This is a genomic window from Streptomyces pluripotens (assembly GCF_000802245.2).
GTDB classification, from domain to species: Bacteria; Actinomycetota; Actinomycetes; order Streptomycetales; family Streptomycetaceae; genus Streptomyces; species Streptomyces pluripotens.
In genome coordinates, this window is sequence record NZ_CP021080.1 from 1,398,298 (window position 1) to 1,422,496 (window position 24,199).

Here is a 24,199-nt window from a genome sequence, read left to right on the forward strand (position 1 = left end):
TCACCGCCGCCGGTCGCGCCGGTCGTCCCGGGTGCGGAAGAAGTCGCCCAGTTCCAGGTCGCCCTCCGCGAACCGGCCCACGACGAATCCGACGGCACCCAGCGCCGCCACCAGTAGGAAGGCGCCGAACCCGCCGAAGTACCCGGCGAACCCCAGCAGCATCCCGGCGATCATGCCGATGACGGCCATGCTCATGCGTGCTCCTCAGTTCGGCGGACGTGTGAGCGGATCCGTGGCGAGGGCCTGCGCCACATCTCACGGGACGGGGGTCTCACTGGATCCGGGGCTCCGGTTCCTCGTCCTCTTCCTCGGGCAACTTGACATCACTGACCGCGATGTTGACCTCGACCACTTCGAGTCCCGTCATGCGTTCCACGGCGGCGATCACGTTTTCCCTTACGGCGCGTGCCACCTCGGTGATCGAAACGCCGTAGTCCACGACGATCTCCAGGTCGAGCGCGGTCTGCACCTCGCCGACCTCGGCCTTCACCCCCCGTGTCACCGCTTTGCCGCCGCCGGGCACCCGGTCGCGTACGGCGCCGAAGGTGCGGGCGAATCCGCTGCCCATGGTGTGGACACCGACGACGTCTCGGGCGGCCAGGCCCGCGATCTTCTCCACGACGCCGTCGGCGATGGTCGTTCGCCCCCGGGTCGCTGGATCGCCACCACCGCGCCGGGTGGTCTTGCGGGTGGACACCTGCGGCTCGCGGTCGCCCTCTGGGGTCGTCGTCATCTCCGTCATAGCCGTACGTCCCTTCCGGTTCGTCGTCCTCCCACCACCGTAGGCAAGGTTGCCCGGCTGTGCGCCAGGGATGCGGCAGGCTGGAGGAATGACGGCGGAGCGGTGGACACAGGCAGTGCGGTGGCAGGTGGGGCTGGGCAGGCTGCTTCCGCTCGGCGGCCCGCACGACGGCGCGTGGATCACCGAGGAGGCGACCGGAGCGGTGCTGGGGCACGCCGCGGCCGTCGAGGCGCCGAATGCGCAGCTGGGCGCGCTGCGCATCGCCCACGCTGACCCAGAGGACGTGGGTGAGCCTGTCGTACCGGCTCCGCCCGGGGCGCTGTCACCGGGAGAGCTGCGGGTGACGGCGGACTTCGCGGCGACGGCCGCAGAGCCGTTGCCGGCGGTGGCATCCAGGCTTCGGCTCACACTGGCTTCGGCCGCGACGCAGCGGCTCGGTCTGGCGGTGACGGAGGTCGACCTACGGGTGACGGACCTGCTGGAGACGGGCGGGCGAAAGGCCGGGGCGGTGCGCGGACCGCGGCCGGCGCCCGCCCGGGAAGCCGCCGGCCCGGACGAAGCCCGGGTGGCCGCAGCCGCGCTGTCCGTCCCGGGGGTGACCGGACTGCGGGGTTCGTTCGGCGGTACCGGCCGGGCGGTGCAGTTTTCGGAGTACACAGGACAAGCCGAACTGCCACACCGGCATGTGCGCGTGGAACTGGCGGTGAGCGCGGACCACCGGGCGCTGGACGTGGCCCGGCGGGTCCGCGCGGCCGTACGGGAGGCACTGGAGGACCGGCCAACGGTGGCGGTGCTGGTGACAGTGGTGGGCTGACCGCGATGCCGTGTCGGCGTTGGGACTGCCGGCGGCCAACCGGACGGTTCGGGGCGCGGTTACTCGCCGATGCCCGCCAGGTCGCGCAGGCGGCGGGCCTGCGCGGCGCGCTCGGCAGCGCGCTGCTCGTCGTAGGTACGGTCGGTGGCACCCCGCAACAACGCCTTGGTCTCCACCACCGCGTCCCGTGGCGCGGCGAGCAGCGCCGCTGCCAGGTCCCGCGCCGCGCCGTCGAGTTCCCCAGCGGGCACCGCGAGATTGGCCAGCCCGCAGCTCACCGCCTCCTCGGCGCCGACGAACCGCCCGGTCGCGCAGATCTCAAGTGCGCGGGCGTATCCGACGAGACCGGTGAGCGGGTGCGTGCCGGTCAGGTCGGGGACCAGACCGAGGCTGGTCTCGCGCATGGCGAACTGCACGTCGTCCGCGACGACCCTGAGGTCGCAGGCGAGTGCGAGTTGGAACCCTGCTCCGATGGCATGGCCCTGGACAGCGGCGATGGACACGATGTCGCTGCGCCGCCACCAGGTGAACGCCTCCTGGTATTCGGCGATGGTCGCGTCGAGCTCGGCGTCGTCACGACGTGCGAGATCGATGAAGGTCGGCTCGCCCGGGATTCCCTCCGGGGTGAACATCTGCCGGTTCAGCCCGGCGGAGAAGGACGCACCCTCGCCGCGCAGCACCACAACGCGGACGGAGCCGGGTAGCAGCTGCCCAACTTCGGCAAGCGCCCGCCACAGGGCGGGGCTCTGGGCGTTGCGCTTGGCCGGATTGGTCAGCGTCACCGTGGCGAGTGCGTCGTCGACGGTGAGCCGTACGCCGTCCTTGTCGAGTGCGGGAGCGAGGTCCTGGTCGGGCGAAGCCATGGGGCGCCTCCGATGGGTGCGGTCAGCAGAGCAAAGCTAAGTGACTGCACAGTAACCACCCGGTCGATCAGCGCGCCGACCGGGTGGCCACCATCGAAGCCGATGGGCCGCCCGGAGTCAGGACGATGCGGCCTTCTTACCCCTGGTCGCTCCGCCACGCCCACGGAGCGTGACGCCCGACTCGCTGAGCATCCGGTGTACGAAGCCATACGAGCGGCCGGTCTCCTCGGCCAGCGCCCGAATGCTCGCACCGGAGTCGTACTTCTTCTTCAGGTCTGCCGCGAGCTTGTCGCGCGCGGCGCCGGTCACCCGGCTGCCCTTCTTCAGAGTCTCGGCCACCCGTGCCTCCTCATGGGAAGTGCGCTCTGGTCTCCTCATGATCACCCCTCCAGGGCGTGATGGCCACCCATTCGGCAAGGTCGGTGAGACATCGTTGTGACGACCGGGGCACATCCCCACAAGCGGAACGAGCAATTCCAGCGGGTCGTGTCGCCGAGGCCGAGCGAGTGGATTCACAAAGTGCCAGGTCAGGGATGTGAGACGTCCGATCCCCCGGCTGCCGGGGGATCGGACGGAAAATCCGTGTACGACACACCTCGATACGAGGAGATCTCACACAGATGATGGATCACGGATCGGCCGAATGATCCATACTCAGTGGATCGGCCCTTCGATCACGCCAGGGCGACGAGATCCGCGTAGTCGGAGCCCCACAGGTCCTCCACGCCGTCCGGCAACAAGATGATCCGCTCCGGCTGGAGCGCCTCGACGGCACCCTCGTCGTGCGTGACGAGGACCACCGCACCCTTGTAGGTGCGCAGGGCTCCGAGGATCTCTTCGCGGCTCGCCGGGTCAAGGTTGTTGGTCGGCTCGTCCAACAGGAGCACGTTCGCGGAAGAGACCACCAGGGTCGCGAGGGCCAGGCGGGTCTTCTCGCCACCGGAGAGGACACCGGCGGGCTTGTCGACGTCGTCGCCGGAGAAGAGGAACGAGCCCAGCACCTTGCGGACCTCGACCATGTCCATGTCGGGGGCGGCGGAGCGCATGTTCTGAAGAACCGTGCGGTCGGCGTCCAGGGTCTCGTGCTCCTGCGCGTAGTAGCCGAGCTTGAGGCCGTGTCCGGGGACGACCCGGCCGGTGTCCGGCTCCTCCGCGCCCGCGAGCAGGCGCAGCAGAGTGGTCTTGCCGGCACCGTTGAGGCCGAGGATGACGACCCGGGACCCCTTGTCGATGGCCAGGTCGACGTCGGTGAAGATCTCCAGCGAGCCGTACGACTTGGACAGGCCCTCGGCCATCAGCGGGGTCCGGCCGCAGGACGCCGGCTCCGGGAAGCGGAGCTTGGCAACCTTGTCGGACTGCCGGACTTCGTCCAGGCCGGCGAGCAGCCTCTCCGCGCGGCGGGCCATGTTCTGCGCGGCGACCGTCTTGGTGGCCTTGGCACGCATCTTGTCGGCCTGTGCGTTGAGCGCGGCGGCCTTCTTCTCGGCGTTGGCACGCTCGCGCTTGCGCCGCTTCTCGTCGGCCTCGCGCTGCTGCTGGTACAGCTTCCAGCCCATGTTGTAGACGTCGATCACGGAGCGGTTCGCGTCCAGGTAGAACACCTTGTTGACGACCGTCTCGACCAGGTCGACGTCGTGCGAGATGACGATGAAGCCGCCGCGGTAGGTCTTCAGGTAGTCGCGCAGCCAGATGATCGAGTCCGCGTCGAGGTGGTTGGTCGGCTCGTCCAGCAACAGGGTGTCCGCGTCCGAGAACAGGATGCGGGCCAGCTCGATGCGGCGACGCTGGCCACCCGAGAGGGTGTGCAGCGGCTGGCCGAGCACCCGGTCGGGCAGGTTGAGCGCGGCGGCGATGGTGGCGGCCTCGGCCTCGGCGGCGTAGCCGCCCTTGGTGAGGAACTCCGTCTCCTGACGCTCGTACTGCTTGAGCGCCTTCTCCCGGGTGGCGCCCTTGCCGTTCGCGATGCGCTCCTCGTTCTCGCGCATCTTGCGGATCAGCACGTCGAGGCCACGCGCGGAGAGAACGCGGTCACGGGCGAGGACGTCCAGGTCGCCGGTGCGTGGATCCTGCGGGAGGTAACCGACCTCGCCGGAGCGGGTGATGGTGCCACCGGCCGGGATGCCCTCACCGGCCAGGCACTTGGTGAGGGTGGTCTTCCCAGCGCCGTTGCGGCCGACGAGACCGATGCGGTCGCCCTTGGCGACACGGAAGGTGGCGCTCTCGATGAGGACGCGCGCACCGGCGCGCAGCTCGATACCAGAGGCGGAGATCACGGACATACTCCTGGGCGTAACGGGATTGGCGGGTGGGCGGCGGCTGAGGACGTTCCCGCCGTCTAATGCGCGAGGAGAATGGCCATGGGCCAAGTCTAACGGGGCCGTGCAAGCGGTTTTCACGCCCGCTTCCGCCGTCATTTCGCATGCCTTCGTGCTTGGCGTTCGTGCCTGCACAGGCCCAGGTCAGCAGGTTCGGACCGCACGTCGGTGGACCACCGCCGGGGTGCGGTCGGTCCGGGGTGATCGGGCCCAGGACGTCCAGAGCAGCGAGCTGCTCGGCCAGGGCGGTCCCCGCGCACGGATCGACGCAGCAGCGACAGCGACAGCGACGATGATTCCGCCGGTCCGGCGGCCCCGGCGGACCGGCGACATGGAGCAGTGCGACACGTGCCGCCGAGGCGTTGATGCTCCTCTTGCGGTCAGTGCCGGCTGCAAGACTCGGAAGCGACGGATCCCACGCGCGAAGACACATGAAGGAGCGATCGGCATGGCGGGCACCGGCGGTGGACGGCCGAGCATCTACCCCTCACTGCTCTACACGGACGCGAAGGCGGCGATCAGCCAGCTCACGGAGGCCCTCGGCTTCACCGAGCTCTCGGTGTACGAGACCGAGGACGGCAAGGTGATGCACGCCGAACTGGTTCAGGGAAACGGCGCGGTGATGCTCGGCTCCAAGGGCCGCGGTGGCCGCTTCGACACGGTGATGAAGGACGCGGGGCCCGCCGCGGTGTACATCGTCGTGGACGACGTGGACGCTCACCACCAGCGGGCCGTGGAGCACGGGGTGGAGATCCTCATGCCCCCGACGGACCAGGACTACGGCTCGCGGGACTACATGGCCCGGGACGCCGAGGGCAATATCTGGAGCTTCGGCACGTACGTTCCGGAGATCGGCACCTGAACCGGCTCCTCCCGGCCCCTATCCTCCGGTGTGCACCTGGAAGGCGGCCCGGCGCACGGCCTTGGCGAGGGCCGGGTCGGGGTGGGCGGCTGCGAGGGCGACCAGAACCTGCACGGTGCGCGGATGGCCGACGGCGCGGACCTCGTCGAGTAGTTGGGGGACCGTGGGCTGCACCGCGGCCTCCAGGTGCCGCACCAGCATCGGCGCCTCGCCGTGGTCGGCGACGGCCGCGGCGGTGTCGACCCACAGCCAGGTGGCCTCCTCCCGGGTGAGGACCTCATGGGCGTCCTCAGGGTCGGCGCCGTCATGCTCGGCGAGCCACAGCAAGGCGTACGGCCGCAGGACGGACTCGTCCACCACGGCCCGCACATCGGGCTCGGCAGGGGCGCCGACCACCCGCAGGGCCTCGAAGGCCAGGCCCCGCAGCAGGGCGTCGTCGCCCCGGGCGGCGCCGATCAGCTCACCGACGGCACTGCCGACGGGGCGGGCGGCAAGCCAGGCACGGTACTCGGCACGGGCCGCGTTGGGGCGAAGGTGGGCACAGCCGCGGAGCATGTCCTCGGCGGACTGCTCGATGTTTCCGGCAGGGCTCTGCGCGGCCACGCAGATCTGCTCCAGCTTGACCCACACCGCCCAGTTGCCCAGCGCGGTGAGCGTGGCCTGACCGTCGCCGTAGGTGAGGGCGCCGACGGAGGCGAGGGCCCGCAGCGCCCAGTCGAGCAAGGGCGCGAGCGGGGTGTCCGGGGCGGTGACCTCGTTCGTCGCCCCCGGCGAGCCCGCGGACTGTTCGGTGCCGGGCTCATAGGGAACCTCGCAGCGCTTGGTGCGCAACTCGGTGACCCGCTGCTGGAGCAGGTCGAGAAGCTGCGCAACCGGAACGGGTCCGGCGGACAGCTGGAGGAACGAGAGCACCTGGGGCATGGCCGAGACGACTTCGGCGACGGCGGCCGGCTCCTGTCCCTCGGGTTCCGGGCAGGCGAGCGACCAGGCGTCGAAGAGGGCGACCCAGCCACGCAGCACGGCACTGTCGTCGCGGTCCCAGGCGCGCAGCCGCCAGCCGGGGCGTGCGCTGTCGCCATGTACCTCGACAAGTCCGGCGAGGCGGGCCGTGTCCCAGTCGGCGCGGACCTGGGCGGCGATCAGCCCGAGGTCGGTGGCGGCGCGTTCGGCGGTCGCGTCGGAGAGGGTGGCCTTGCCGTCGGTGGTGGCCCCCTCCCGGCCGGGGCCGAGGGCGGCGTCGGCCCAGCGGGCGACACGGACGGCGCCGGCCAGGCCGGTGCGCGCCATTCCGGCCAGTTCTGCTGCGGCGGGGGTACCCGCGGGCGGCCGGGGTGCGGGGCGGTGCGGGTGCCGCTGGTTCACGGCTCTGGGGGCGGCGGCCAGGGGTCGGGGTCGGACGAGTCGAAGCCTGGAGTCGCGCGGGATACGGGACGTCACGGGTGCAGTCTTCCGGTTGACGGTCCGAAAACCCAAACGGAATGTCACGGGGGGCAACGGGGCTGGCCAACGCACCGGGTCCGGATGGGGGCGAGTAGCTGTGATCAGGCCAGCAGTACAGCGCTAAACGGAACTGGTGGGCGAGGCTGGGACGGGGAGCCGGGCGGTCCTCACAGCAGCGGGGTCAGGAAACGGCGCAGACGCTCTTCGTAGGCCTTCGGGTCCGCATTCCACATCGCCGCGTGCGGGGCGCCCCGGACGGTGTGCAGGGTGACGGCATCGGCCCGCTGCCGCGCCAGGCGGCGGGAGAACTCCCACGGGGCCACCTGGTCGTCCGGACCGTGCATGATCAAGGTGGGCGCGGCGAGCCGGCCCGGGGCGGCCGTACCGGGCGCCCGGTCGGTGCGCAGTCCGGCCCGACCCTGCGCTGCCCGCACCGCAAGCGGAAGCAGTGGTTGCGGGGTGTGGCGGGCCCGTGCAAGGGCCCGCAGCGTGGACTCCCAGCTCAGCACCGGTGAGTCGAGGACCAGCCCGGCGACGCGCTCGCGCACCGCCGAGTGCTCGGCGGTGCGCAGCGCCATGGTCGCGCCGGTGGACCAGCCGAGGAGAACCACCTGGCGTGCGCCGTAGCGGACGGCGTAGCGAATCGCCGCGTCCACATCCCGCCATTCGGTCTCGCCGAGGTGGTTGAGGCCGTCCGGCGAGCGTGGGGCGCCGAGGTCACCGCGGTAGGCGAGCGCGAGGACCGGCAGGCGGCGGTCGTGCAGGAATCCCATCAGGTTCATGGCGTGCTCGCGGGTGGTGCCCAGCCCGTGCACGGCGATCACCCAGATGTCCCGGTGGCCGGGCAGGAACCAGGCGGGCAGGGAGCCGAGTTCGCCCGGCACATTGATGTCGGCGTGGTCCAGACCGAGGGCGGTACCCGGGTTGCCGACGTAGACGTTCGGAGTGAGCCACACCGCGTCACCGGGGGTCAAGGTGCCGTGGGTGACGCGTTCCAGGCGCCGTACCACGGTGTCGGCCGAGTGCTGGGCCGCTTCCAGCACGGGCCCTACGACCGCGTGGGAGCCGTCACCGGCGAGTCCGTAGGTGCCACGGCGCAGGGCGGCCAGATCGCGGGTGAGCGTGATCCGGCCGGCGGCCGTGCCGTGCACGGTGAGGCGGGGTTCGGTGGGCAGTGGACGGCCCGCCGGTGCCTTCAGTGCGGCGTCACTGGCGAGCCGCCCGGCGGCCACGGAAGCCGCACCGGAGGCCAGTACCGCGGTGACCACGGCGGCGGTCGCTCTGACTGTGCGCACGGGTCCAGTGTCGTGGGGGTTCACGTCACCGGCCAGCGGAAGGACGAGGCAGGGTGACGGCCGCGGTGGCGCGGCGCGGCCCGGCACCGCCGACGGCGTGCGCGGGGAGCCGGGCCGTGGGTGGGGCGATCGGGACGAGCTGATCAGCGGGACGGAAGCGGGGATCGGGGTTGACCGGAGGAACCGGGGACCAGCAGATCCGGAAGGGTCAGGAAGGACCAGATCGGGCGGGATCAGGGGAAGAGCGAGGTGAGGAACGCAGAGCCCGCCCGACGACGGACGTCACCTCTGCTGGCCGTATCCCTTCAGGCGTTCTCCCACCTCGGTCAGTTGTGCCCTTGTCAGCAGGGAAGGTGTCAGGCCCGGCAGGGAGGACGCCGTCAGCCACAGACGGCACATCCACTCCAGTTGGGCAGTGCGGTCGTAGGCCTGGTCGAGGGTGGCGCCGTAGGTGATGGCGCCGTGGTTCTGCAACAGACAGCCGGAGCGGCCGTCGAGGGCGCGGAGCATGTTTCCGGCCAGCTCGTCCGTGCCGTACGGGGCGTAAGGAGCGACCCGGACCGGTCCACCGAGGGCAGCGGCCATGTAGTGGACGAGCGGCAGTTCGGGCACGAGCGTGGAGACCGCGGTCGCGTGCACGGCGTGGGTGTGGACGACCGCGTGGGCGTCGGTGGTGCGGTAGATGGCGAGGTGCATGGGCAGTTCGCTGGTCGGCACCAGACTGCCGAGCACCTGGCGCCCGGCGAGGTCGACTCCGGTGATGTCGTCCGGGGTGAGCCGGTCGTAGGGGACGCCCGACGGGGTGACCAGCACGAGGTCGCCGACGCGGGCGGAGACGTTGCCGGAGGTGCCGACCACCAGCCCGTCGGCGACGGTCCGGCGCGCCGTCTCGACCAGCGCAGCCCAGACGTGTGCTGTTTCCCGTGTCGTTTCCCCCGCTGTTTCCCGCGCCGTCCTGGTCATTCCGCCGCCTGCCGCTTCCGCAGCCGGGTCCCGTCGTTGTTCAGCCATGCCGGGATCCTGCCAGCCGGGTCGGCGCCGGGTGATCCGACCAGGTGACTCGGGCTGGAAGCCGTACCCCCGTACGAGTGGAAACCGCAGTGAATCACCAGAAAATGCCACTGATCCGATCATCATGAGGTCTCCGATGATCCCTCCTGCCCGCTCGGCGACCCTTCGCCCGCCACCTCGGGGAGACGACGCATGGCCCGTGTACGCACCCCCCTCCGCCGCCGCGCCGGTGCCCTCACGGCGGCCACGGCAGCACTCGCCCTCGCAGCTCCCGCAGCCGCGGCGGCCGGGCCACCGGAAGTGGCAGCACGACTGCCCCGGGGGCACGACGTGTCGTCCCACCAGAAGCGCGTCGACTGGCCCGCGGCGTGGTCGAAGGGCGCACGGTTCGTCTACGTCAAGGCGACCGAGTCCACGGGTTACCGCAATCCCTACTTCTCCCGCCAGTACGCCGGAGCGAGCAAGGCCGGCCTGTTCCGCGGTGCGTACCACTTCGCCCGGCCGGACCGGTCCTCCGGCGCTCGGCAGGCGGCGTACTTCGTGCGGCACGGCGGCGACTGGCACGCGGACGGACGGACGCTGCCGCCCGCGCTGGACATCGAGTACAACCCCTACAACCCGAAGCGGAGGTGCTACGGACTGAGCAAGGCGCGCATGGTCCGCTGGATCCGGTCCTTCAGCGACGAGATGAAGCGGCGCACCGGCCGCCGGCCGGTGATCTACACGACGACCCAGTGGTGGAAGCTCTGCACCGGCAACAGCCGCGCCTTCTCCTCCTCCCACGCCCTGTGGATCGCCCGACACGGGACCCCGCGGCCCGGGGCGCTACCAGGCGGCTGGCGGTACTGGACGTTCTGGCAGTACGGAAGCCAGGGCAAACTGCCGGGTGACGAGAATCTCTTCAACGGGTCGCCAACCCAGCTGCGGACCTTCGCGCGAGGTCAAAGGCCAAGGGGCGCCTGAGTCGACGGCTGAGAAGCGGAACCCCAACCCCCACCGCGGACACCCTGCAGCCCGCCCCAGTTCACCTTCCGTTCACCCAGGTTACCTACGTTCGTCCAGCCAATGACCTCGAACGATTGCCTGGGTAAATGGAAAGCTTCTCGCTGATCCTCGCGATTGTGGTGGTAACCGCACTCGCGTTTGATTTCACGAACGGTTTCCACGACACCGCCAACGCGATGGCCACCACCATCTCCACAGGCGCCATGAAGCCCAAGATCGCGGTCGCGATGTCCGCCGTCCTCAACCTCGTGGGCGCCTTCCTCTCCGTGGAGGTCGCGAACACGATCTCCAAGGGTCTCGTCGACGAGACCGGCATACGTCCTGAGGTCATCTTCGCCGCGCTGGTCGGCGCGATCCTCTGGAACCTGGTGACCTGGCTGGTGGGCCTGCCCTCAAGTTCCTCGCACGCCCTGATGGGCGGCCTGATCGGCGCAGCCGTCGCCTCCGCCGGCTTCGGCGCCGTACACGGTGGCGTCCTGGTCACCAAGGTGCTGCTCCCCGCGGTCGCCGCACCGGTCGTGGCAGGTGTCGCGGCCATGTTGGCCACCCGTTTCTCCTACGGCATCGGCAGCAAGGCCGAGACCGAGGGCGAAGCCACCCGCAAGGGTTACCGCGCCGGCCAGATCGCCTCCGCCGGCCTGGTCTCGCTCGCCCACGGCACCAACGACGCCCAGAAGACGATGGGCATCATCACCCTCGCGCTGATCGCCGGCGGTGCCATCGCCCCCGGCTCCAACCCTCCCACCTGGGTGATCCTCTCCGCGGGCCTGGCCATCGCGCTCGGCACCTACATCGGCGGCTGGCGCATCATCCGCACCATGGGCAAGGGGCTGACCGACCTGGAGCCGCGCCAGGGCTTCGCCGCCCAGACCAGTGCCGCGACCGCCATCCTGGCCTCCTCCCACCTGGGTTTCTCGCTCTCCACCACCCACGTCGTCTCCGGCTCGGTGATGGGTGCGGGCCTGGGCCGCAAGGGCGGAGTGGTCCGCTGGTCGACCGCGACCCGCATGACCGTCGCCTGGGTGCTCACCCTCCCGGCCGCCGCACTGGTCGGCGCGGGTGCCGAATCCATCACGGACCTGGGCAACTGGGGCACTGCCGCCGTCGCCGTCTTCCTGGTCGCCGCGAGCACCGCGATCTGGAAGATCTCCCGCCGCGAGGTCGTCAACCACACCAACGTCGTGGAGGACGACAGCGAGCCGGCCGGCGTGGTGACCACCGCCATCGCCGCCGTGACCCCGCCTCCGGCCGGCCCGGTCACCGAGGACCTGACGGCCACGATCGCGGCCCCGGTCGCCGAATCGACCTCCGCCGCTCCGGCGACCCCGCCGACCGCAGCGGTCTGACCCCGAGCACCTGGTTCAACAAGGAAGCATCATGAAGATCGACTGGGCAGCCATCGGCTCCGTCTTCGGCGTCAGCCTCGTGGTCACCGTGGGACTGGTGGCCCTGTTCACCCTCGGCATCGCGGGCCTGTCGCGGCGTGAGAAGGCCGTAGCCCAGGGCGGTTCCGCCGCCCTGGCCATCACCGGCGCCTACGCCTGCTTCGCAGCCTGCGCGGCGGCGGTGGCGTACGGCATCTACCTGATCGTGGGCAAGGGCTGACCCACCGGCCTCCCACGGCCAGGCCCGAACGACCACTCCACAGGCTCCCCTCCGGCTCTGCCGCGCAGGGGAGCCTTGTACATCTCTGGCGTGCGTGTCCGGGCCGGCTCGGCTCCGCGTGCCTCGCCGTCCCGCTCGTACCCGCCCCACCACATGCCCCGTCCGCCCCGCGGTGTGGGGATCGGCACACTCTCCCCGTGCAGGTCAACAGCAAGTTGACGGCCCTTCCGGGCGCGTGGTGGACTGCCCAGGCCATGTACGGCGGCAGAAGAGGAAGCCGGTGCGAATCCGGCGCGGTCCCGCCACTGTCACCGGGGAAGAACCCCCGGGAGCCAGGAACTCTCACCGCCGGATCTCGTCGAACCAGGGCGCGGACACCCTGAGTGAGGACACGCATCATGCTCGGCTGCCGATCGAGGACCAGTACCAGGCCCACCCCTGCGCCCACGGCTGGCTGAGCCGATGGGTGCCGATCGCTCCTACGCGTACGGCGCCGCCGCCGGCCTTCTCGGTGACCTGCTCCTCGGCGATCCGCGCCGCGGGCATCCGGTCGCCGTGTTCGGACGGGCCGCCGGAACCGTGGAACGCGTGCTGTGGCACGACCACCGCGGCTGGGGCGCGCTGCACACGGCCGTGTGCGCCGGCGGCGCCGTCGCCCTGGGCGCCGCCGCCGCACGCACCGCACGTCCCTCTCCCACCGCCTCCGCCGCACTGACCGCCGCCGCCACCTGGGCCGTCGTCGGCGGCACTTCACTGGTCCGGGAAGCCCGCGCGATCGAACGTGCCCTGGAGGTCGGGGACATCGAGGCGGCCAGGGCGCGGCTGCCCCATCTGTGCGGACGGGACCCGCAGGCACTGGACGCCGACGGGATCGCCCGCGCCGTGGTCGAGTCGGTCGCCGAGAACACCTCCGACGCGGTGGTGGGCGCCCTGTTGTGGGGAGCCGTGGCGGGAGTGCCGGGGCTCCTCGGGTTCCGGGCGGTCAACACCCTCGACGCCATGGTCGGTCACCGATCCGCCCGCTACCGGCGCTACGGCTGGGCCTCGGCCCGCCTCGACGACCTCGCCGGCTGGCCCGGAGCCCGCCTGACGGCGGTCCTCGCCGCACTCGCCGGGCCCGATCCCCAGGGTGCCCTACGGGCCTGGCGGGCGGACGCGGCCCGGCATCCGAGCCCCAACGCGGGACCGGTGGAGGCTTCCTTCGCGGGCGCCCTCGGCGTACGGCTCGGCGGCACCCTCTCCTACGGCGGCCGGGTCGAACACCGCCCCGTACTCAACGGCGTCGCCGGACGTGCGGTGCGGGTCACCGACATCGACCGGGCCGTACGGCTCTCCCGCCGCGTCGGCCTGCTCGCGCTCGGCGCCACCGTCGCCGTGCGCCTCCTCGTGAAGGGACGTGGGAAGTGAACGGTGGTCTGCTGGTCGCCGGCACCACCTCCGATGCCGGAAAGAGCGTCGTGACGGCAGGCATCTGCCGGTGGCTGGTGCGTCAGGGTGTGAAGGTGGCGCCCTTCAAGGCGCAGAACATGTCCCTCAACTCCTTCGTCACGCGGGAGGGCGCGGAGATCGGGCGGGCCCAGGCCATGCAGGCCCAGGCGTGCCGGATCGAGCCGACGGCACTGATGAATCCGGTGCTGCTCAAACCGGGCGGTGAGCAGAGCAGCCAGGTGGTGCTGCTGGGCAGGCCGGTGGGCGAGCTGAGTGCACGCGGCTACCACGGGGGGCGGCAACAGCGGCTGCTCGGCACGGTGCTGGACTGCCTGGCCGAGTTGCGGGGCACGTATGACGCGGTGATCTGTGAGGGGGCCGGTTCGCCCGCGGAGATCAATCTGCGGCGCACCGACATCGTGAACATGGGGATCGCGCGGAACGCACGGCTCCCCGTGCTCGTCGTCGGCGACATCGACCGTGGGGGCGTGTTCGCCTCCTTCTTCGGCACGCTCGCCCTGCTCTCCCCCGAGGACCAGGAACTGGTCGCCGGGTTCCTGGTGAACAAGTTCCGGGGGGACGTCTCACTGCTGGAGCCGGGGCTGGAGATGCTGCACGGGCTCACCGGACGGCGCACCTACGGCGTGCTGCCCTTCCGGCACGGCCTCGGCATCGACGAGGAGGACGGGCTCAGGGTCTCGCTGCGCGGCAGCGTGCGGGAGTCCGCGGTGGCTCCCCCGGTCGGTGCGGACGTGCTGCGGGTCGCCGTCTGCGCGATCCCGCTGATGTCCAACTTCACGGACGTGGACGCGCTCGCCGCCGAACCGGGTGTCGTGGTGCGGTTCGTGGACCGGCCCGAGGAACTGGCGGACGCCGATCTGGTGGTGGTCCCGGGAACGCGCGGGACCGTGCGGGCCCTGGAGTGGCTGCGGGAGCGGGGACTCGCACAGGCACTCGTCAGGAGAGCCGCGGAAGAACGTCCCGTCCTCGGCATCTGCGGTGGCTTCCAGATCCTCGGCGAACACATCGCGGACGAGGTCGAATCACGCGCCGGAGACGTCTCGGGGCTCGGCATCCTGCCCGTCCGCGTCCGGTTCGCCCGCGAGAAGACCCTCGCCCGGCCGGCCGGAGAAGCCCTCGGTGAGCCGGTCCAGGGGTACGAGATCCACCACGGTGTCGCGGACGTCCACGGTGGGCAGGCCTTCCTGGACGGTTGCCGGGTCGGCCGGACCTGGGGCACCCACTGGCACGGTTCACTGGAGTCGGACGGCTTCCGGCGGGCCTTTCTGCGCGAGGTGGCCGCCGCCGCGGGCCGCCGCTTCGTTCCCGCCCCCGACACCTCGTTCGCCGCGCTGCGCGAGGAGCAGCTGGACCGGCTCGGCGACCTGATCGAACAGCACGCGGACACGGACGCGCTCTGGCGGCTCATCGAGTCGGGCGCGCCACAAGGACTGCCCTTCATTCCACCGGGAGCGCCCGCATGAGCACAGTGTTGTTGTTGTCGACCGCCGACACGGACCTACTGGCGGCACGAGCCTCCGGCGCCGACTACCGGATCGGCAACCCCACGCGCGTGGACATCGCGCACGACCTTCCGGGACTGCTGCACGGCGCGGACCTCGCCGTCGTACGCCTGTTGGGCGGCAAGCGCGCCTGGGAGGAGGGGCTGGCCGTACTCGGGGCCTCCGGGGTGCCGACCGTGCTGCTGGGTGGCGAGACCGTGCCGGACGCGGAGTTGATGGCCGACTCGTCGGTACCGGCGGGTGTCGTGGCGGAGGCGCTGAAGTACCTGGTCGAGGGCGGGCCGGCGAACCTGTTGGAGCTGTCCCGGTTCCTGTCGGACACCGTGCTGCTGACCGGTGAGGGGTTCGAAGCGCCGAGGAAGATGCCGGAGTACGGCGTGCACGGCTCGTACCGGCTCCAGCAGGGCCGTCCCACCGTCGGCGTGCTCTTCTACCGGGCGCACGAGCTGAGCGGCAACACGGCCTTCGTGGACACCCTGTGCGGGGCGATCGAGGCACAGGGCGCCAACGCTCTCCCCGTGTACTGCGGTTCGCTGCGCGGCGCGGACGCCGGACTCTACGAACTCCTGGGTCGCGCCGACGCGCTGGTCGCCACGGTCCTCGCCGCCGGCGGCACGCACGCCTCACAGGCCTCGGCCGGCGGTGACGAGGAGTCCTGGGACATCGGGGCGCTGGCGCACCTCGATGTCCCGGTGCTACAGGGACTGTGCCTCACCTCTTCGCGGGCCGTCTGGCAGGAGTCGGACGCTGCCCTCTCCCCGATGGACGCGGCGATGCAGGTCGCGATCCCGGAGTTCGACGGCCGGCTCATCACCGTCCCGTTCTCCTTCAAGGAGCATGCGGAGGAGAACGGCACCGAAGTGCCGGTGTACGTGGCCGACCCGGAACGGGCCGCCCGGGTGGCCGGGATCGCCGTACGGCACGCCCGGCTGAAACACAAGCCGAACGCCGAGAAGAAGATCGCCCTGGTCTTCACCGCGTACCCGACCAAACACTCCCGGGTCGGCAACGCGGTCGGTCTGGACACGCCCGCGTCCGCGGTCCTGGTGCTGGACGCGCTCCGGGACGCCGGCTACACGCTCACCGATTACCCCTCCGGCGGCGACGAGTTGATCCACCGGCTGATCCAGGCCGGCGGTCACGACGTCGAGTGGTTGACGGAGGAGCAACTGGCCGCCGCGCCCGCACGGGTGCCGCTCGCCGACTACCGGCAGTGGTTCGGCGAACTGGACCCGGAACTGCGGGACGCCATGCGGGAGGCCTGGGGAGAGCCGCCGGGCAACCTCTACGTGGACGGCGACGACATCGTCCTGGCGTCGCTGCGGTTCGGGAACGTCGTAGTCATGATCCAGCCGCCGCGCGGCTTCGGCGAGAACCCGATCGCGATCTACCATGATCCGGACATGCCGCCTTCCCACCACTACATGGCGGCCTACCGCTGGCTGGACAACAGCTTCGGCGCGGACGCGATCGTGCACATGGGCAAGCACGGCACGATGGAGTGGCTGCCGGGCAAGGGCCTGGGCCTGAGCGCCGGTTGTGCCCCGGACGCGGTTCTCGGCGACCTGCCGCTGGTCTACCCGTTCATCGTCAACGACCCCGGCGAGGGCACGCAGGCCAAGCGGCGCGGGCACGCCACGGTGGTCGACCACCTGGTCCCGCCGATGGCGCGCGCGGACACCTACGGTGACCTGGCCCGGCTGGAGCAGTTGCTGGACGAGTACGCGCTCGTCTCCGACCTGGACCCGGCGAAGGCCCCGGCCGTCCGCGCCCAGATCTGGACCCTGGTCAAGGCGGCCGAACTGCACCACGACCTGCACGTGGACGAGCAGCCGGAGGACGGCGAGTTCGACGAGTTCGTCATGCACATCGACGGCTATCTGTGCGAGATCAAGGACGTGCAGATCCGCGACGGCCTGCACATCCTCGGCGAAGGCCCGGTCGGTGAACCGCGTGTGAACCTGGTGCTCGCCGTGCTGCGCGCCTCCCAGGTGTGGGGTGGGCAGGCGAACGCGCTGCCAGGGCTGCGAGCCTCACTGGCTGCTCATTTCGGTCTGGACGAGAAGGAGCTGCTGGCAGAGCCGGGCACTTCGGTGAAGCTGCCGGCGGAGCTGACGGACCTGGTGGAGGGGCCGGCACGGACCGCGTCCGATGCGATCGACCTGCTGGAGCAGCTGTGCCGGCGCATCGCGGAAGGGATGGAGGAGGCGGCCTGGGACCGTACGGTCGTCGATGCCGTCCTGTGTGACGTGCTCGACCACGGGTTCCCGGACGCGGTGGCGGTGCTGGAGTTCGCGTGCACGGAGGTCGTGCCCCGGCTGGCGCGCACGACGGACGAGACCGGACACATCCTGCGGGCGCTCAACGGGGGTTACGTCCCGGCAGGTCCCTCGGGCTCCCCCACCCGCGGCCTGGTCAACGTCCTACCGACCGGCCGGAACTTCTACTCGGTCGACCCCAAGGCGATCCCGTCCAGGTTGAGCTGGGAGGTCGGCCAGTCGCTCGCGGAGTCACTGGTCACCCGTTATCTGCAGGACACCGGCGCCTATCCGGAGTCGGTCGGCCTCACGGTGTGGGGGACCTCCGCGATGCGCACCCAGGGCGACGACATCGCCGAGATCCTGGCGCTCCTGGGTTGCCGCCCGGTCTGGGACGACGCCTCGCGCCGGGTGACGGGCTTCCAGATCGTGCCCCTTCAGGAGCTTGGCCGACCCCGCATCGACGTCACGGTCCGTATCTCCGGGTTCTTCCGAGATGCCTTCCCGCACGTGGTCGGCCTGATCGACGATGCGGTACGGGCAGTGGCCGAGCTGGACGAGCCGACCGGGTCCAACTACGTGCGGGCACACGTGGAGGAGGACGCCGCGCAGCACGGTGACCGGCGGCGCGCCACGGCCCGTATCTTCGGCTCGAAGCCCGGGGCCTACGGCGCCGGGCTGCTGCCCCTGATCGACGCCCGCAACTGGCGCTCCGACGCCGACCTGGCCGAGGTGTACGCGGTGTGGGGTGGCTACGCCTACGGCCGCGGACTCGACGGGCGGTCGGCCCGGGGGGACATGGAGACGGCGTTCCGGCGGATCGCGGTGGCGGCGAAGAACGTCGACACGAGGGAACACGACATCGCGGATGCCGACGACTACTTCCAGTACCACGGCGGCATGGTCGCCATGGTGCGGCATCTGAGCGGCGCCAGCCCTGAGGCGTACGTGGGCGACAGCGCCGTACCGGATCAGGTGAGGACCCGCACGCTGGGCGAGGAGACACACCGTGTGTTCCGGGCCCGGGTGGTCAACCCGCGCTGGATGAGTGCGATGAGAAGGCACGGCTACAAGGGTGCTTTCGAGATGGCCGCGACCGTGGACTACCTCTTCGGGTACGACGCCACGGCGGGTGTGGTCGACGACTGGATGTACGAGAAGCTGAGCGCGGAGTACGTCTTCGCCCCGGAGAACCGGGATTTCATGCGGAAGTCCAACCCGTGGGCGCTGCGCGGCATCACGGAGCGGCTGCTGGAGGCCGCCGACCGCGGTCTGTGGGCGGAGCCGGACGCAGACACGCTGGAGCGGCTGCGGGCGGCCTACCTCGAACTTGAGGGAGATCTGGAGGGAGAGGAGTGACCTCCCTGCCAGCCCCCGCGCCGGCGGGGACCCATGTGCGTCAGCCAGGAGGCCCGGCTCCGACGCCGTGCCGCCCCCGCACCGGCGGGGATGAGACCTCGGCCTTGTCAGGCCGGCATGCCCAGCCCGTGCGGCTCCGGCATGAATCGTCCGAAGGAGTGATCATCGCGTGAGCACGCCCTACCCGTTCACCGCCATCGTCGGACAGGACGACTTGCGCTTGGCGCTGCTCCTCAACGCGGTGAGTCCCGCTGTGGGCGGAATCCTCGTGCGGGGAGAGAAGGGGACCGCGAAGAGCACCGCCGTGCGCGCACTTTCGGCGCTGCTGCCGGAGGTGGACGTGGTCGTGGGATGCCGGTTCTCCTGCGGTCCCACCGCGCCGGACCCAACCTGCCCCGACGGGCCGCACGACACCGGACCGGGCGTTTGCCGGCCTGCCCGCATGGTCGAACTCCCCGTTGGCGCCTCCGAGGACCGGCTGGTGGGAGCCCTCGACATCGAGCGGGCCCTGGCCGAAGGCGTGAAGAGCTTCGAGCCGGGTCTCCTGGCCCAGGCGAACCGCGGCATCCTCTACGTCGACGAGGTCAACCTCCTCCACGACCACCTGGTCGACCTGCTGCTGGACGCGGCGGCGATGGGCGCGTCGTACGTGGAACGGGAGGGCGTGTCCGTCCGCCACGCCGCCCGGTTCCTGCTGGTGGGCACCATGAACCCCGAGGAGGGCGAGCTCAGGCCGCAGTTGCTGGACCGGTTCGGGCTGACCGTCGAGGTCGCGGCCTCGCGGGAGCCGGAGCAGCGGGTGGAGGTCGTACGACGCAGGCTGGCCTACGACGACGATCCGGCCGCGTTCGCCGCGCGCTGGGCGGACGAGGAGGCCGCTGTCCGGCAACGGATCGTGATGGCACGCGAGTTGCTGCCGCAGGTGCGGCTGGGAGATGGTGCGCTGCGGCAGATCGCCGCGACCTGTGCGGCCTTCGAGGTCGATGGCATGCGGGCCGACATCGTCATGGCCCGGACGGCCACCGCGCTGGCCGCGTGGGCGGGACGGACCGGTGTACTCGCGGAGGATGTCCGGCAGGCCGCGCTGCTCGCCCTGCCCCACCGCAGGCGGCGCAACCCCTTCGACGCGCCGGGCCTTGACGAGGACAAGCTCGACGAGACCCTGCAGGAGTTCGGCGCCCCGGACGACGACCCCGATCCCGGTCCGAACGGGCCGGGCGGGCCAGGCGGGGGCGGCGGCCAGCCGGCACCGGACACGGAACCGCAGGGTGGTGGCTCGGGGGCGCAGCCCGAGACGGGCGAGGACGGGCAGCAGCCGCAGGCTGCCGGTTCCTCCGAGCAGGCGCCCGTGCGTGCGGGGGACCCCTTCCGCACCAAGGTGCTGAGCGTGCCCGGGATCGGAGAGGGTGCGGCCGGACGGCGTTCGCGGGCGCGGACCGAGCACGGGCGGACGACCGGGGCGCGACGGCCCCAGGGAGTGCTGACCAAGCTGCACCTGGCGGCCACCGTGCACGCGGCGGCGCCCCATCAGCGGGCGCGGGAACGCTCCGGGCCGGGACTCGTACTGCGCCGGGACGATCTGCGGCAGGCGGCCCGGGAGGGCCGCGAGGGCAACCTCGTGCTGTTCGTGGTCGACGCCTCCGGGTCGATGGCGGCGCGGCAGCGGATGGGGGCCGTGAAGGGTGCCGTGCTGTCGCTGCTGCTGGACGCCTACCAGCGGCGGGACAAGGTGGGGCTGGTGACCTTCCGGGGCTCGGACGCCCAGGTCGCGCTGCCGCCGACCTCGTCCGTGGATGCCGCCGCCGCCCGGCTGGAGTCACTGCCGACCGGCGGTCGTACGCCGCTCGCCGCCGGGCTGCTCAAGGCGCACGAGGTCCTGCGTGTGGAGCGGCTGCGCGATCCGGCTCGGCGGGCGTTGCTGGTGGTGGTGACCGACGGGCGGGCGACGGGCGGCCCCGAGCCGGTTGCGCTCGCCGGCCGTGCGGCGGGGATGTTCGCGGCCGAGCGGACCGCGTCGGTCGTCGTGGACTGCGAGGCGGGGCCGGTACGGCTCGGGCTCGCCGGACGGCTCGCGGACGAGCTGGGCGGCACCGCGGTGACGCTGGACGAGTTGCGGGCCGACTCGATCGCCGGACTGGTCAGGAACGCACAGGGGACTTCGAGGAGGGCCGCGTAATGCCGCAGGGACAGCCGAGTGTCGTACCGGAGGACGGACTGACGACACGTCAGCGTCGCAACCGTCCGCTGGTGGTCGTGCACACCGGGGTGGGCAAGGGCAAGTCGACCGCCGCGTTCGGGCTGGCGCTGCGGGCCTGGAACCAGGGGTGGCCCATCGGGGTGTTCCAGTTCGTGAAATCGGCCAAGTGGCGGGTCGGGGAGGAACGGGCGCTGCGGGTGCTCGGCGAATCCGGTGAGGGCGGCTCCGTCGCCTGGCACAAGATGGGTGAGGGCTGGTCCTGGATCCAGCGCGGCACCCAGGGGGACAACACGACCAACGAGGAGAAGGCTAGGGAGGGCTGGGAACAGGTCAAGCGGGACCTGGCCGCCGAGACGTACCGGCTCTACGTACTGGACGAGTTCGCCTACCCGATGCACTGGGGGTGGGTGGACACGGACGAGGTCGTGGAAGTGCTGCGGAACCGGACCGGCGCCCAACACGTGGTGATCACTGGGCGGAACGCCCCGGAGAAGCTGGTGGCCTGTGCCGACCTGGTCACCGACATGTCCAAGGTCAAGCACCCCATGGACGTGGGGCAGAAGGGCCAGAAGGGCATCGAGTGGTGATGTCGTCGGTACCCCGGCTGGTCGTCGCTGCGCCCTCCTCGGGCAGCGGCAAGACCACCGTCGCCACGGGGCTGATGGCCGCCTTCGCCGCGCGGGGGCTGGCCGTGTCCCCGCACAAGGCCGGTCCGGACTACATCGACCCCGGCTACCACGCGCTCGCGACCGGGCGGGTGGGGCGCAATCTGGACGCGTACCTGTGCGGAACGGAGCTGGTCGCTCCGCTGTTCCGGCACGGTGCCCGCGGATGCGACCTCGCTGTGGTCGAGGGCGTGATGGGGCTGTACGACGGGGCTGCCGGGGAGGGTGAGCTGGCGTCCACCGCGCAGCTCGCCAAGCTGCTGCGGGCGCCGGTGGTGCTGGTCGTGGACGCGTCGTCGCAGTCCCGGTCGGTGGCGGCGCTGGTGCACGGTTTCGCGTCCTGGGACCCGGAGGTGCGCATCGGGGGTGTGATCCTGAACAAGGTCGGGTCGGACCGGCACGAGCAGGTGCTCCGCGAGGCGCTGGATTCGGCGGGCGTGCCGGTGCTGGGCGTTCTACGGCGGACCGCGCAGGTGGACACACCGTCGCGGCACCTGGGGCTGGTGCCGGTCGCTGAGCGACGCTCGGACGCGGTCGGCTCCGTCGCCGCCATGGCGGCGCTGGTGTCGCACGGGTGCGACCTGGATGCGCTGGCAGCCCTGGCGCGTACCGCCGGCGCGCTGCCGGATGCGGCCTGGGACGCGGCCGAGGCGGTGGCGTCGGCCATCCAGGATCCCCCGGCCCGGCCGGCCGCGGAGCGGGCGCCACGTGTTGCTGTTGCCGGCGGTGAGGCGTTCACCTTCTCCTACGCCGAGCACACCGAGCTCCTCACTGCAGCCGGTGCCGAAGTCGTCGCCTTCGACCCCTTGCGGGATGAGCAACTGCCCGACAACACAAGGGGGTTGGTTATCGGCGGAGGCTTCCCTGAAGTGTACGGACCTGAGTTGTCCGCCAATGAACCGCTGCGCAAGGCCATTGCCGAACTGGCCTTCTCCGGCGCCCCTGTGGCCGCCGAGTGCGCCGGACTGTTGTACCTCTGCCGGGAGTTGGACGGGCGTCCGATGTGCGGTGTACTCGACGCCGAGGCACGGATGAGTGAGCGGCTGACCCTCGGCTACCGGGCCGCCGTGGCCGTCGGGGACAGTGTGCTGGCAGCGGCCGGGACCCGGATGCGCGGGCACGAGTTCCACCGCACGGTCGTCGAGCCCGGCGCCGGCGCCGCGCCCGCCTGGGGCGTGCGGTCCCCGGTCCGGCGGGTCGAAGGTTTCGTACAGCAGGGCGTGCACGCAAGTTACCTGCACACGCACTGGGCGTCCGAGCCCGGTGTTGCCCGTCGGTTCGTGGAGAGGTGCCGGACGTCATGAGCAGCACGCTGGTCGGAGTCGGGGTCGGTCCCGGTGACCCGGAGCTGGTGACCGTCAAGGGGGTCAACGCGTTGCGTTCGGCCGATGTCGTCGTCGTACCCGTGATGGACACCGGGGAACGCGGCCGGGCCGAGGCGACCGTGCTGCACTACGTGCCCGGGGAGAAGGTCGTCCGGGTGGTGTTCGCGCTCAACGAGCGGACCGACCGGGCGCGGCGGGAGGCGGCCTGGGACGCGGCTGGGGAGCGGGTCGCCGCGTTGCTGGGGCAGCACGGCTGCGTCGCCTTCGCCACCATCGGCGACCCGAACGTGTACTCCACGTTCACGTACCTCGCGCAGACGATCGTGGAGCTGGTGCCCGATGTTGTGGTGGAGACCGTGCCGGGGATCACCGCCATGCAGGATCTGGCAGCGCGGTCGGGCGCCGTGCTGACGGAGGGCACCGAACCGTTGACCCTGGTTCCCGTCACGGCCGGGTCGGCCGTGCTCAAGGAGGCACTGGCCGGGCCGGGAACCGTCGTCGCGTACAAGTTCGGGCGGCAGGCGGCCGAAGTGGCCGGCGCGCTACGGGAGACCGGACGGCTCGGGGACGCCGTGTGGGGGTCGGCGCTGGGTCTACCGGAGGAGGCGGTGCACCGGGCCGCCGAACTGGACGGGACACCGCTGCCGTACCTGTCGACGCTGATCGCACCCCCGCGGCGGGACGGCGGGCGGGGCGGGAAGCTGTGAGACGGCGCGTACGGTCAGCCGGAGATGCCGACCACCAGCCAGATGAACGCCGCTCCCGCCACCGTGCACAGCAGGGTGGAACGGGCCGGGTGCTCGTGGTGGGCCTCAGGGAGGATCTCGGCGGCGGCGAGGTACAGCAGTACACCACCGAAGAGGGCGAGATAGCCGCCGAGCACCGGTTCGGGGAGGTGGAAGAAGACGGTCGACAGCGCGCCCGCCAGTGGTGCGCAGGCATCGGCGAGCAGCATTCCGACCGCCCGGCGCCGCGCGTTGCCGTACAGGCTGGTGATGGTGAAGGTGTTGAAGCCGTCGGCGAAGTCGTGCGCGATCACGGCGAGCGCGACGGCCGCCGCCATCCCGCCGCCCACTTGGAAGGCCGCGCCGATCGCCACGCCGTCCATGGCGCTGTGGCCCACCATGGCTCCGGCCGCCGTCAGGCCCACCTCGGGCGCCCGGTGGCCGTGCTCCGCGGCCCCGTGGGCGGCCTGGCGGGCGGCGAGCAGCCGCTCCACCAGGTGGGCCAGCAGGAAGCCGGCGACGAAGAGCAGCAGGGCGGCAGGTACGCCGAAGACCTCGCGGCCGGCCGCCCGGAGTGCTTCCGGCAGCAGGTCCAGGCCGACCACGCCCAGCATCAGTCCGCCGGCCAGTCCCAGGACGAGATGGCGACGGTCGGTCACACGCTGTGCCGTCCACCCGCCGGCCAGCGTCATCAGGAACGCGCCGAGCGCGACGAAGACCGCCATAGGGCCTTGCTATCCGATGAAGCCGCCTTCACGCACATCCGG

21 protein-coding genes and 1 riboswitch are annotated in these 24,199 nt (G+C 71.4%); of the genes, 12 read left to right on the forward strand and 9 right to left on the reverse strand.

Annotated elements, in window-relative coordinates; genetic code table 11:
• Both LK06_RS06165 and LK06_RS06170 read right to left on the reverse strand, forming a co-directional pair.
• The gene (locus LK06_RS06165) at positions 1 to 195 is read right to left on the reverse strand and encodes a hypothetical protein (protein ID WP_039655293.1); all 195 of its coding nucleotides are present in this window, start codon (positions 193 to 195) and stop codon (positions 1 to 3) included.
• A 76-nt stretch (positions 196 to 271) separates the two neighbouring features.
• Positions 272 to 742: an Asp23/Gls24 family envelope stress response protein gene (locus LK06_RS06170; protein ID WP_039655294.1), complete on the reverse strand. Its 471-nt coding sequence runs from the start codon at positions 740 to 742 to the stop codon at positions 272 to 274.
• Between the two features lie 88 nt (positions 743 to 830).
• Here LK06_RS06170 and LK06_RS06175 point away from each other — a divergent pair, with 88 nt between their 5' ends.
• Positions 831 to 1,556, forward strand: a complete 726-nt coding sequence (locus LK06_RS06175) for a hypothetical protein (RefSeq protein WP_039655295.1) — start codon at positions 831 to 833, stop codon at positions 1,554 to 1,556.
• 59 nt (positions 1,557 to 1,615) lie between these two features.
• Here the strand turns inward: LK06_RS06175 and LK06_RS06180 are convergent, their stop codons facing one another.
• From LK06_RS06180 to LK06_RS06190, 3 genes are all read right to left on the reverse strand, one after another.
• Positions 1,616 to 2,419 carry an enoyl-CoA hydratase/isomerase family protein gene (locus tag LK06_RS06180; RefSeq protein WP_039655296.1) on the reverse strand — a complete coding sequence of 268 codons (804 nt, stop codon included), beginning with the start codon at positions 2,417 to 2,419 and terminating at the stop codon, positions 1,616 to 1,618.
• Between the two features lie 117 nt (positions 2,420 to 2,536).
• Positions 2,537 to 2,758, reverse strand: a complete 222-nt coding sequence (locus tag LK06_RS06185; RefSeq protein WP_004002281.1) for a helix-turn-helix domain-containing protein — start codon at positions 2,756 to 2,758, stop codon at positions 2,537 to 2,539.
• A 335-nt stretch (positions 2,759 to 3,093) separates the two neighbouring features.
• Positions 3,094 to 4,692, reverse strand: a complete 1,599-nt coding sequence (locus LK06_RS06190) for an ABC-F family ATP-binding cassette domain-containing protein (protein ID WP_039655385.1) — start codon at positions 4,690 to 4,692, stop codon at positions 3,094 to 3,096.
• A gap of 490 nt (positions 4,693 to 5,182) precedes the next feature.
• Between LK06_RS06190 and LK06_RS06195 the strand changes: the two genes are divergently transcribed.
• Positions 5,183 to 5,596, forward strand: coding sequence for a VOC family protein (locus LK06_RS06195; protein WP_039655297.1), 414 nt, complete (start codon positions 5,183 to 5,185; stop codon positions 5,594 to 5,596).
• An 18-nt stretch (positions 5,597 to 5,614) separates the two neighbouring features.
• Here the strand turns inward: LK06_RS06195 and LK06_RS06200 are convergent, their stop codons facing one another.
• The 3 genes from LK06_RS06200 to LK06_RS06210 all read right to left on the reverse strand — a co-directional run bounded on the left by LK06_RS06200 (position 5,615) and on the right by LK06_RS06210 (position 9,342).
• Positions 5,615 to 7,033 carry a hypothetical protein gene (locus tag LK06_RS06200; protein WP_174673813.1) on the reverse strand — a complete coding sequence of 473 codons (1,419 nt, stop codon included), beginning with the start codon at positions 7,031 to 7,033 and terminating at the stop codon, positions 5,615 to 5,617.
• Between the two features lie 170 nt (positions 7,034 to 7,203).
• Positions 7,204 to 8,331 (reverse strand): alpha/beta hydrolase, encoded by a 1,128-nt coding sequence (locus LK06_RS06205; RefSeq protein WP_043433352.1) that lies wholly within the window; start codon positions 8,329 to 8,331, stop codon positions 7,204 to 7,206.
• A 282-nt stretch (positions 8,332 to 8,613) separates the two neighbouring features.
• Positions 8,614 to 9,342 carry a class II aldolase/adducin family protein gene (locus tag LK06_RS06210; protein ID WP_039655300.1) on the reverse strand — a complete coding sequence of 243 codons (729 nt, stop codon included), beginning with the start codon at positions 9,340 to 9,342 and terminating at the stop codon, positions 8,614 to 8,616.
• Between the two features lie 192 nt (positions 9,343 to 9,534).
• Between LK06_RS06210 and LK06_RS06215 the strand changes: the two genes are divergently transcribed.
• The 10 genes from LK06_RS06215 (at position 9,535) to cobI (ending at position 23,414) form a co-directional block, all read left to right on the forward strand.
• Positions 9,535 to 10,305 carry a lysozyme gene (locus LK06_RS06215; RefSeq protein ID WP_039655301.1) on the forward strand — a complete coding sequence of 257 codons (771 nt, stop codon included), beginning with the start codon at positions 9,535 to 9,537 and terminating at the stop codon, positions 10,303 to 10,305.
• Positions 10,306 to 10,433: 128 nt separating this feature from the next.
• A complete protein-coding gene (locus LK06_RS06220; protein ID WP_039655302.1) occupies positions 10,434 to 11,693 on the forward strand; it encodes an inorganic phosphate transporter in 1,260 nt (419 codons plus the stop codon).
• A 31-nt stretch (positions 11,694 to 11,724) separates the two neighbouring features.
• A complete protein-coding gene (locus LK06_RS06225) occupies positions 11,725 to 11,952 on the forward strand; it encodes a hypothetical protein (RefSeq protein ID WP_039655303.1) in 228 nt (75 codons plus the stop codon).
• Between the two features lie 221 nt (positions 11,953 to 12,173).
• Positions 12,174 to 12,314: riboswitch (cobalamin riboswitch) on the forward strand.
• 100 nt (positions 12,315 to 12,414) lie between these two features.
• Positions 12,415 to 13,359, forward strand: coding sequence for a cobalamin biosynthesis protein (locus tag LK06_RS06230; RefSeq protein ID WP_039655304.1), 945 nt, complete (start codon positions 12,415 to 12,417; stop codon positions 13,357 to 13,359).
• Positions 13,356 to 14,864, forward strand: a complete 1,509-nt coding sequence (locus LK06_RS06235; RefSeq protein WP_039655305.1) for a cobyric acid synthase — start codon at positions 13,356 to 13,358, stop codon at positions 14,862 to 14,864. Before LK06_RS06230 ends, LK06_RS06235 begins: the two co-directional genes overlap by 4 nt.
• Positions 14,861 to 18,520 carry a cobaltochelatase subunit CobN gene (gene cobN / locus LK06_RS06240; RefSeq protein WP_174673814.1) on the forward strand — a complete coding sequence of 1,220 codons (3,660 nt, stop codon included), beginning with the start codon at positions 14,861 to 14,863 and terminating at the stop codon, positions 18,518 to 18,520. The genes LK06_RS06235 and cobN overlap by 4 nt, the downstream gene beginning before the upstream one ends.
• A gap of 169 nt (positions 18,521 to 18,689) precedes the next feature.
• Complete coding sequence (locus LK06_RS06245; protein ID WP_086083137.1) at positions 18,690 to 20,696, forward strand: putative cobaltochelatase; 2,007 nt, start codon at positions 18,690 to 18,692, stop codon at positions 20,694 to 20,696.
• Positions 20,696 to 21,304 carry a cob(I)yrinic acid a,c-diamide adenosyltransferase gene (gene cobO / locus LK06_RS06250; protein ID WP_039655307.1) on the forward strand — a complete coding sequence of 203 codons (609 nt, stop codon included), beginning with the start codon at positions 20,696 to 20,698 and terminating at the stop codon, positions 21,302 to 21,304. Before LK06_RS06245 ends, cobO begins: the two co-directional genes overlap by 1 nt.
• Complete coding sequence (locus LK06_RS06255) at positions 21,304 to 22,686, forward strand: cobyrinic acid a,c-diamide synthase CobB (protein ID WP_086083655.1); 1,383 nt, start codon at positions 21,304 to 21,306, stop codon at positions 22,684 to 22,686. Before cobO ends, LK06_RS06255 begins: the two co-directional genes overlap by 1 nt.
• Entirely contained in the window at positions 22,683 to 23,414 is a 732-nt protein-coding gene (gene cobI / locus LK06_RS06260; protein WP_086083657.1) for a precorrin-2 C(20)-methyltransferase, read from the forward strand. The genes LK06_RS06255 and cobI overlap by 4 nt, the downstream gene beginning before the upstream one ends.
• A gap of 14 nt (positions 23,415 to 23,428) precedes the next feature.
• On the opposite strand, the gene LK06_RS06265 is transcribed toward cobI, so the two are convergent.
• The gene (locus LK06_RS06265; RefSeq protein ID WP_039655309.1) at positions 23,429 to 24,157 is read right to left on the reverse strand and encodes a ZIP family metal transporter; all 729 of its coding nucleotides are present in this window, start codon (positions 24,155 to 24,157) and stop codon (positions 23,429 to 23,431) included.
• Positions 24,158 to 24,199 lie beyond the last annotated feature (42 nt).

What these genes read in the sequence shown, in the direction of transcription:
- LK06_RS06220 (WP_039655302.1), top strand. Translation starts at nt 10,434, where the DNA reads ATGGAAAGCTTCTCGCTGATCCTCGCGATTGTGGTGGTAACCGCACTC.
- cobO (WP_039655307.1), top strand. Translation starts at nt 20,696, where the DNA reads ATGCCGCAGGGACAGCCGAGTGTCGTACCGGAGGACGGACTGACGACA.
- LK06_RS06170 (WP_039655294.1), bottom strand. Translation starts at nt 742, where the DNA reads ATGACGGAGATGACGACGACCCCAGAGGGCGACCGCGAGCCGCAGGTG.
- LK06_RS06265 (WP_039655309.1), bottom strand. Translation starts at nt 24,157, where the DNA reads ATGGCGGTCTTCGTCGCGCTCGGCGCGTTCCTGATGACGCTGGCCGGC.
- LK06_RS06195 (WP_039655297.1), top strand. Translation starts at nt 5,183, where the DNA reads ATGGCGGGCACCGGCGGTGGACGGCCGAGCATCTACCCCTCACTGCTC.
- LK06_RS06175 (WP_039655295.1), top strand. Translation starts at nt 831, where the DNA reads ATGACGGCGGAGCGGTGGACACAGGCAGTGCGGTGGCAGGTGGGGCTG.
- LK06_RS06180 (WP_039655296.1), bottom strand. Translation starts at nt 2,419, where the DNA reads ATGGCTTCGCCCGACCAGGACCTCGCTCCCGCACTCGACAAGGACGGC.
- LK06_RS06255 (WP_086083655.1), top strand. Translation starts at nt 21,304, where the DNA reads ATGTCGTCGGTACCCCGGCTGGTCGTCGCTGCGCCCTCCTCGGGCAGC.
- LK06_RS06165 (WP_039655293.1), bottom strand. Translation starts at nt 195, where the DNA reads ATGAGCATGGCCGTCATCGGCATGATCGCCGGGATGCTGCTGGGGTTC.
- cobI (WP_086083657.1), top strand. Translation starts at nt 22,683, where the DNA reads ATGAGCAGCACGCTGGTCGGAGTCGGGGTCGGTCCCGGTGACCCGGAG.
- LK06_RS06230 (WP_039655304.1), top strand. Translation starts at nt 12,415, where the DNA reads ATGGGTGCCGATCGCTCCTACGCGTACGGCGCCGCCGCCGGCCTTCTC.
- cobN (WP_174673814.1), top strand. Translation starts at nt 14,861, where the DNA reads ATGAGCACAGTGTTGTTGTTGTCGACCGCCGACACGGACCTACTGGCG.
- LK06_RS06215 (WP_039655301.1), top strand. Translation starts at nt 9,535, where the DNA reads ATGGCCCGTGTACGCACCCCCCTCCGCCGCCGCGCCGGTGCCCTCACG.
- LK06_RS06210 (WP_039655300.1), bottom strand. Translation starts at nt 9,342, where the DNA reads ATGGCTGAACAACGACGGGACCCGGCTGCGGAAGCGGCAGGCGGCGGA.
- LK06_RS06225 (WP_039655303.1), top strand. Translation starts at nt 11,725, where the DNA reads ATGAAGATCGACTGGGCAGCCATCGGCTCCGTCTTCGGCGTCAGCCTC.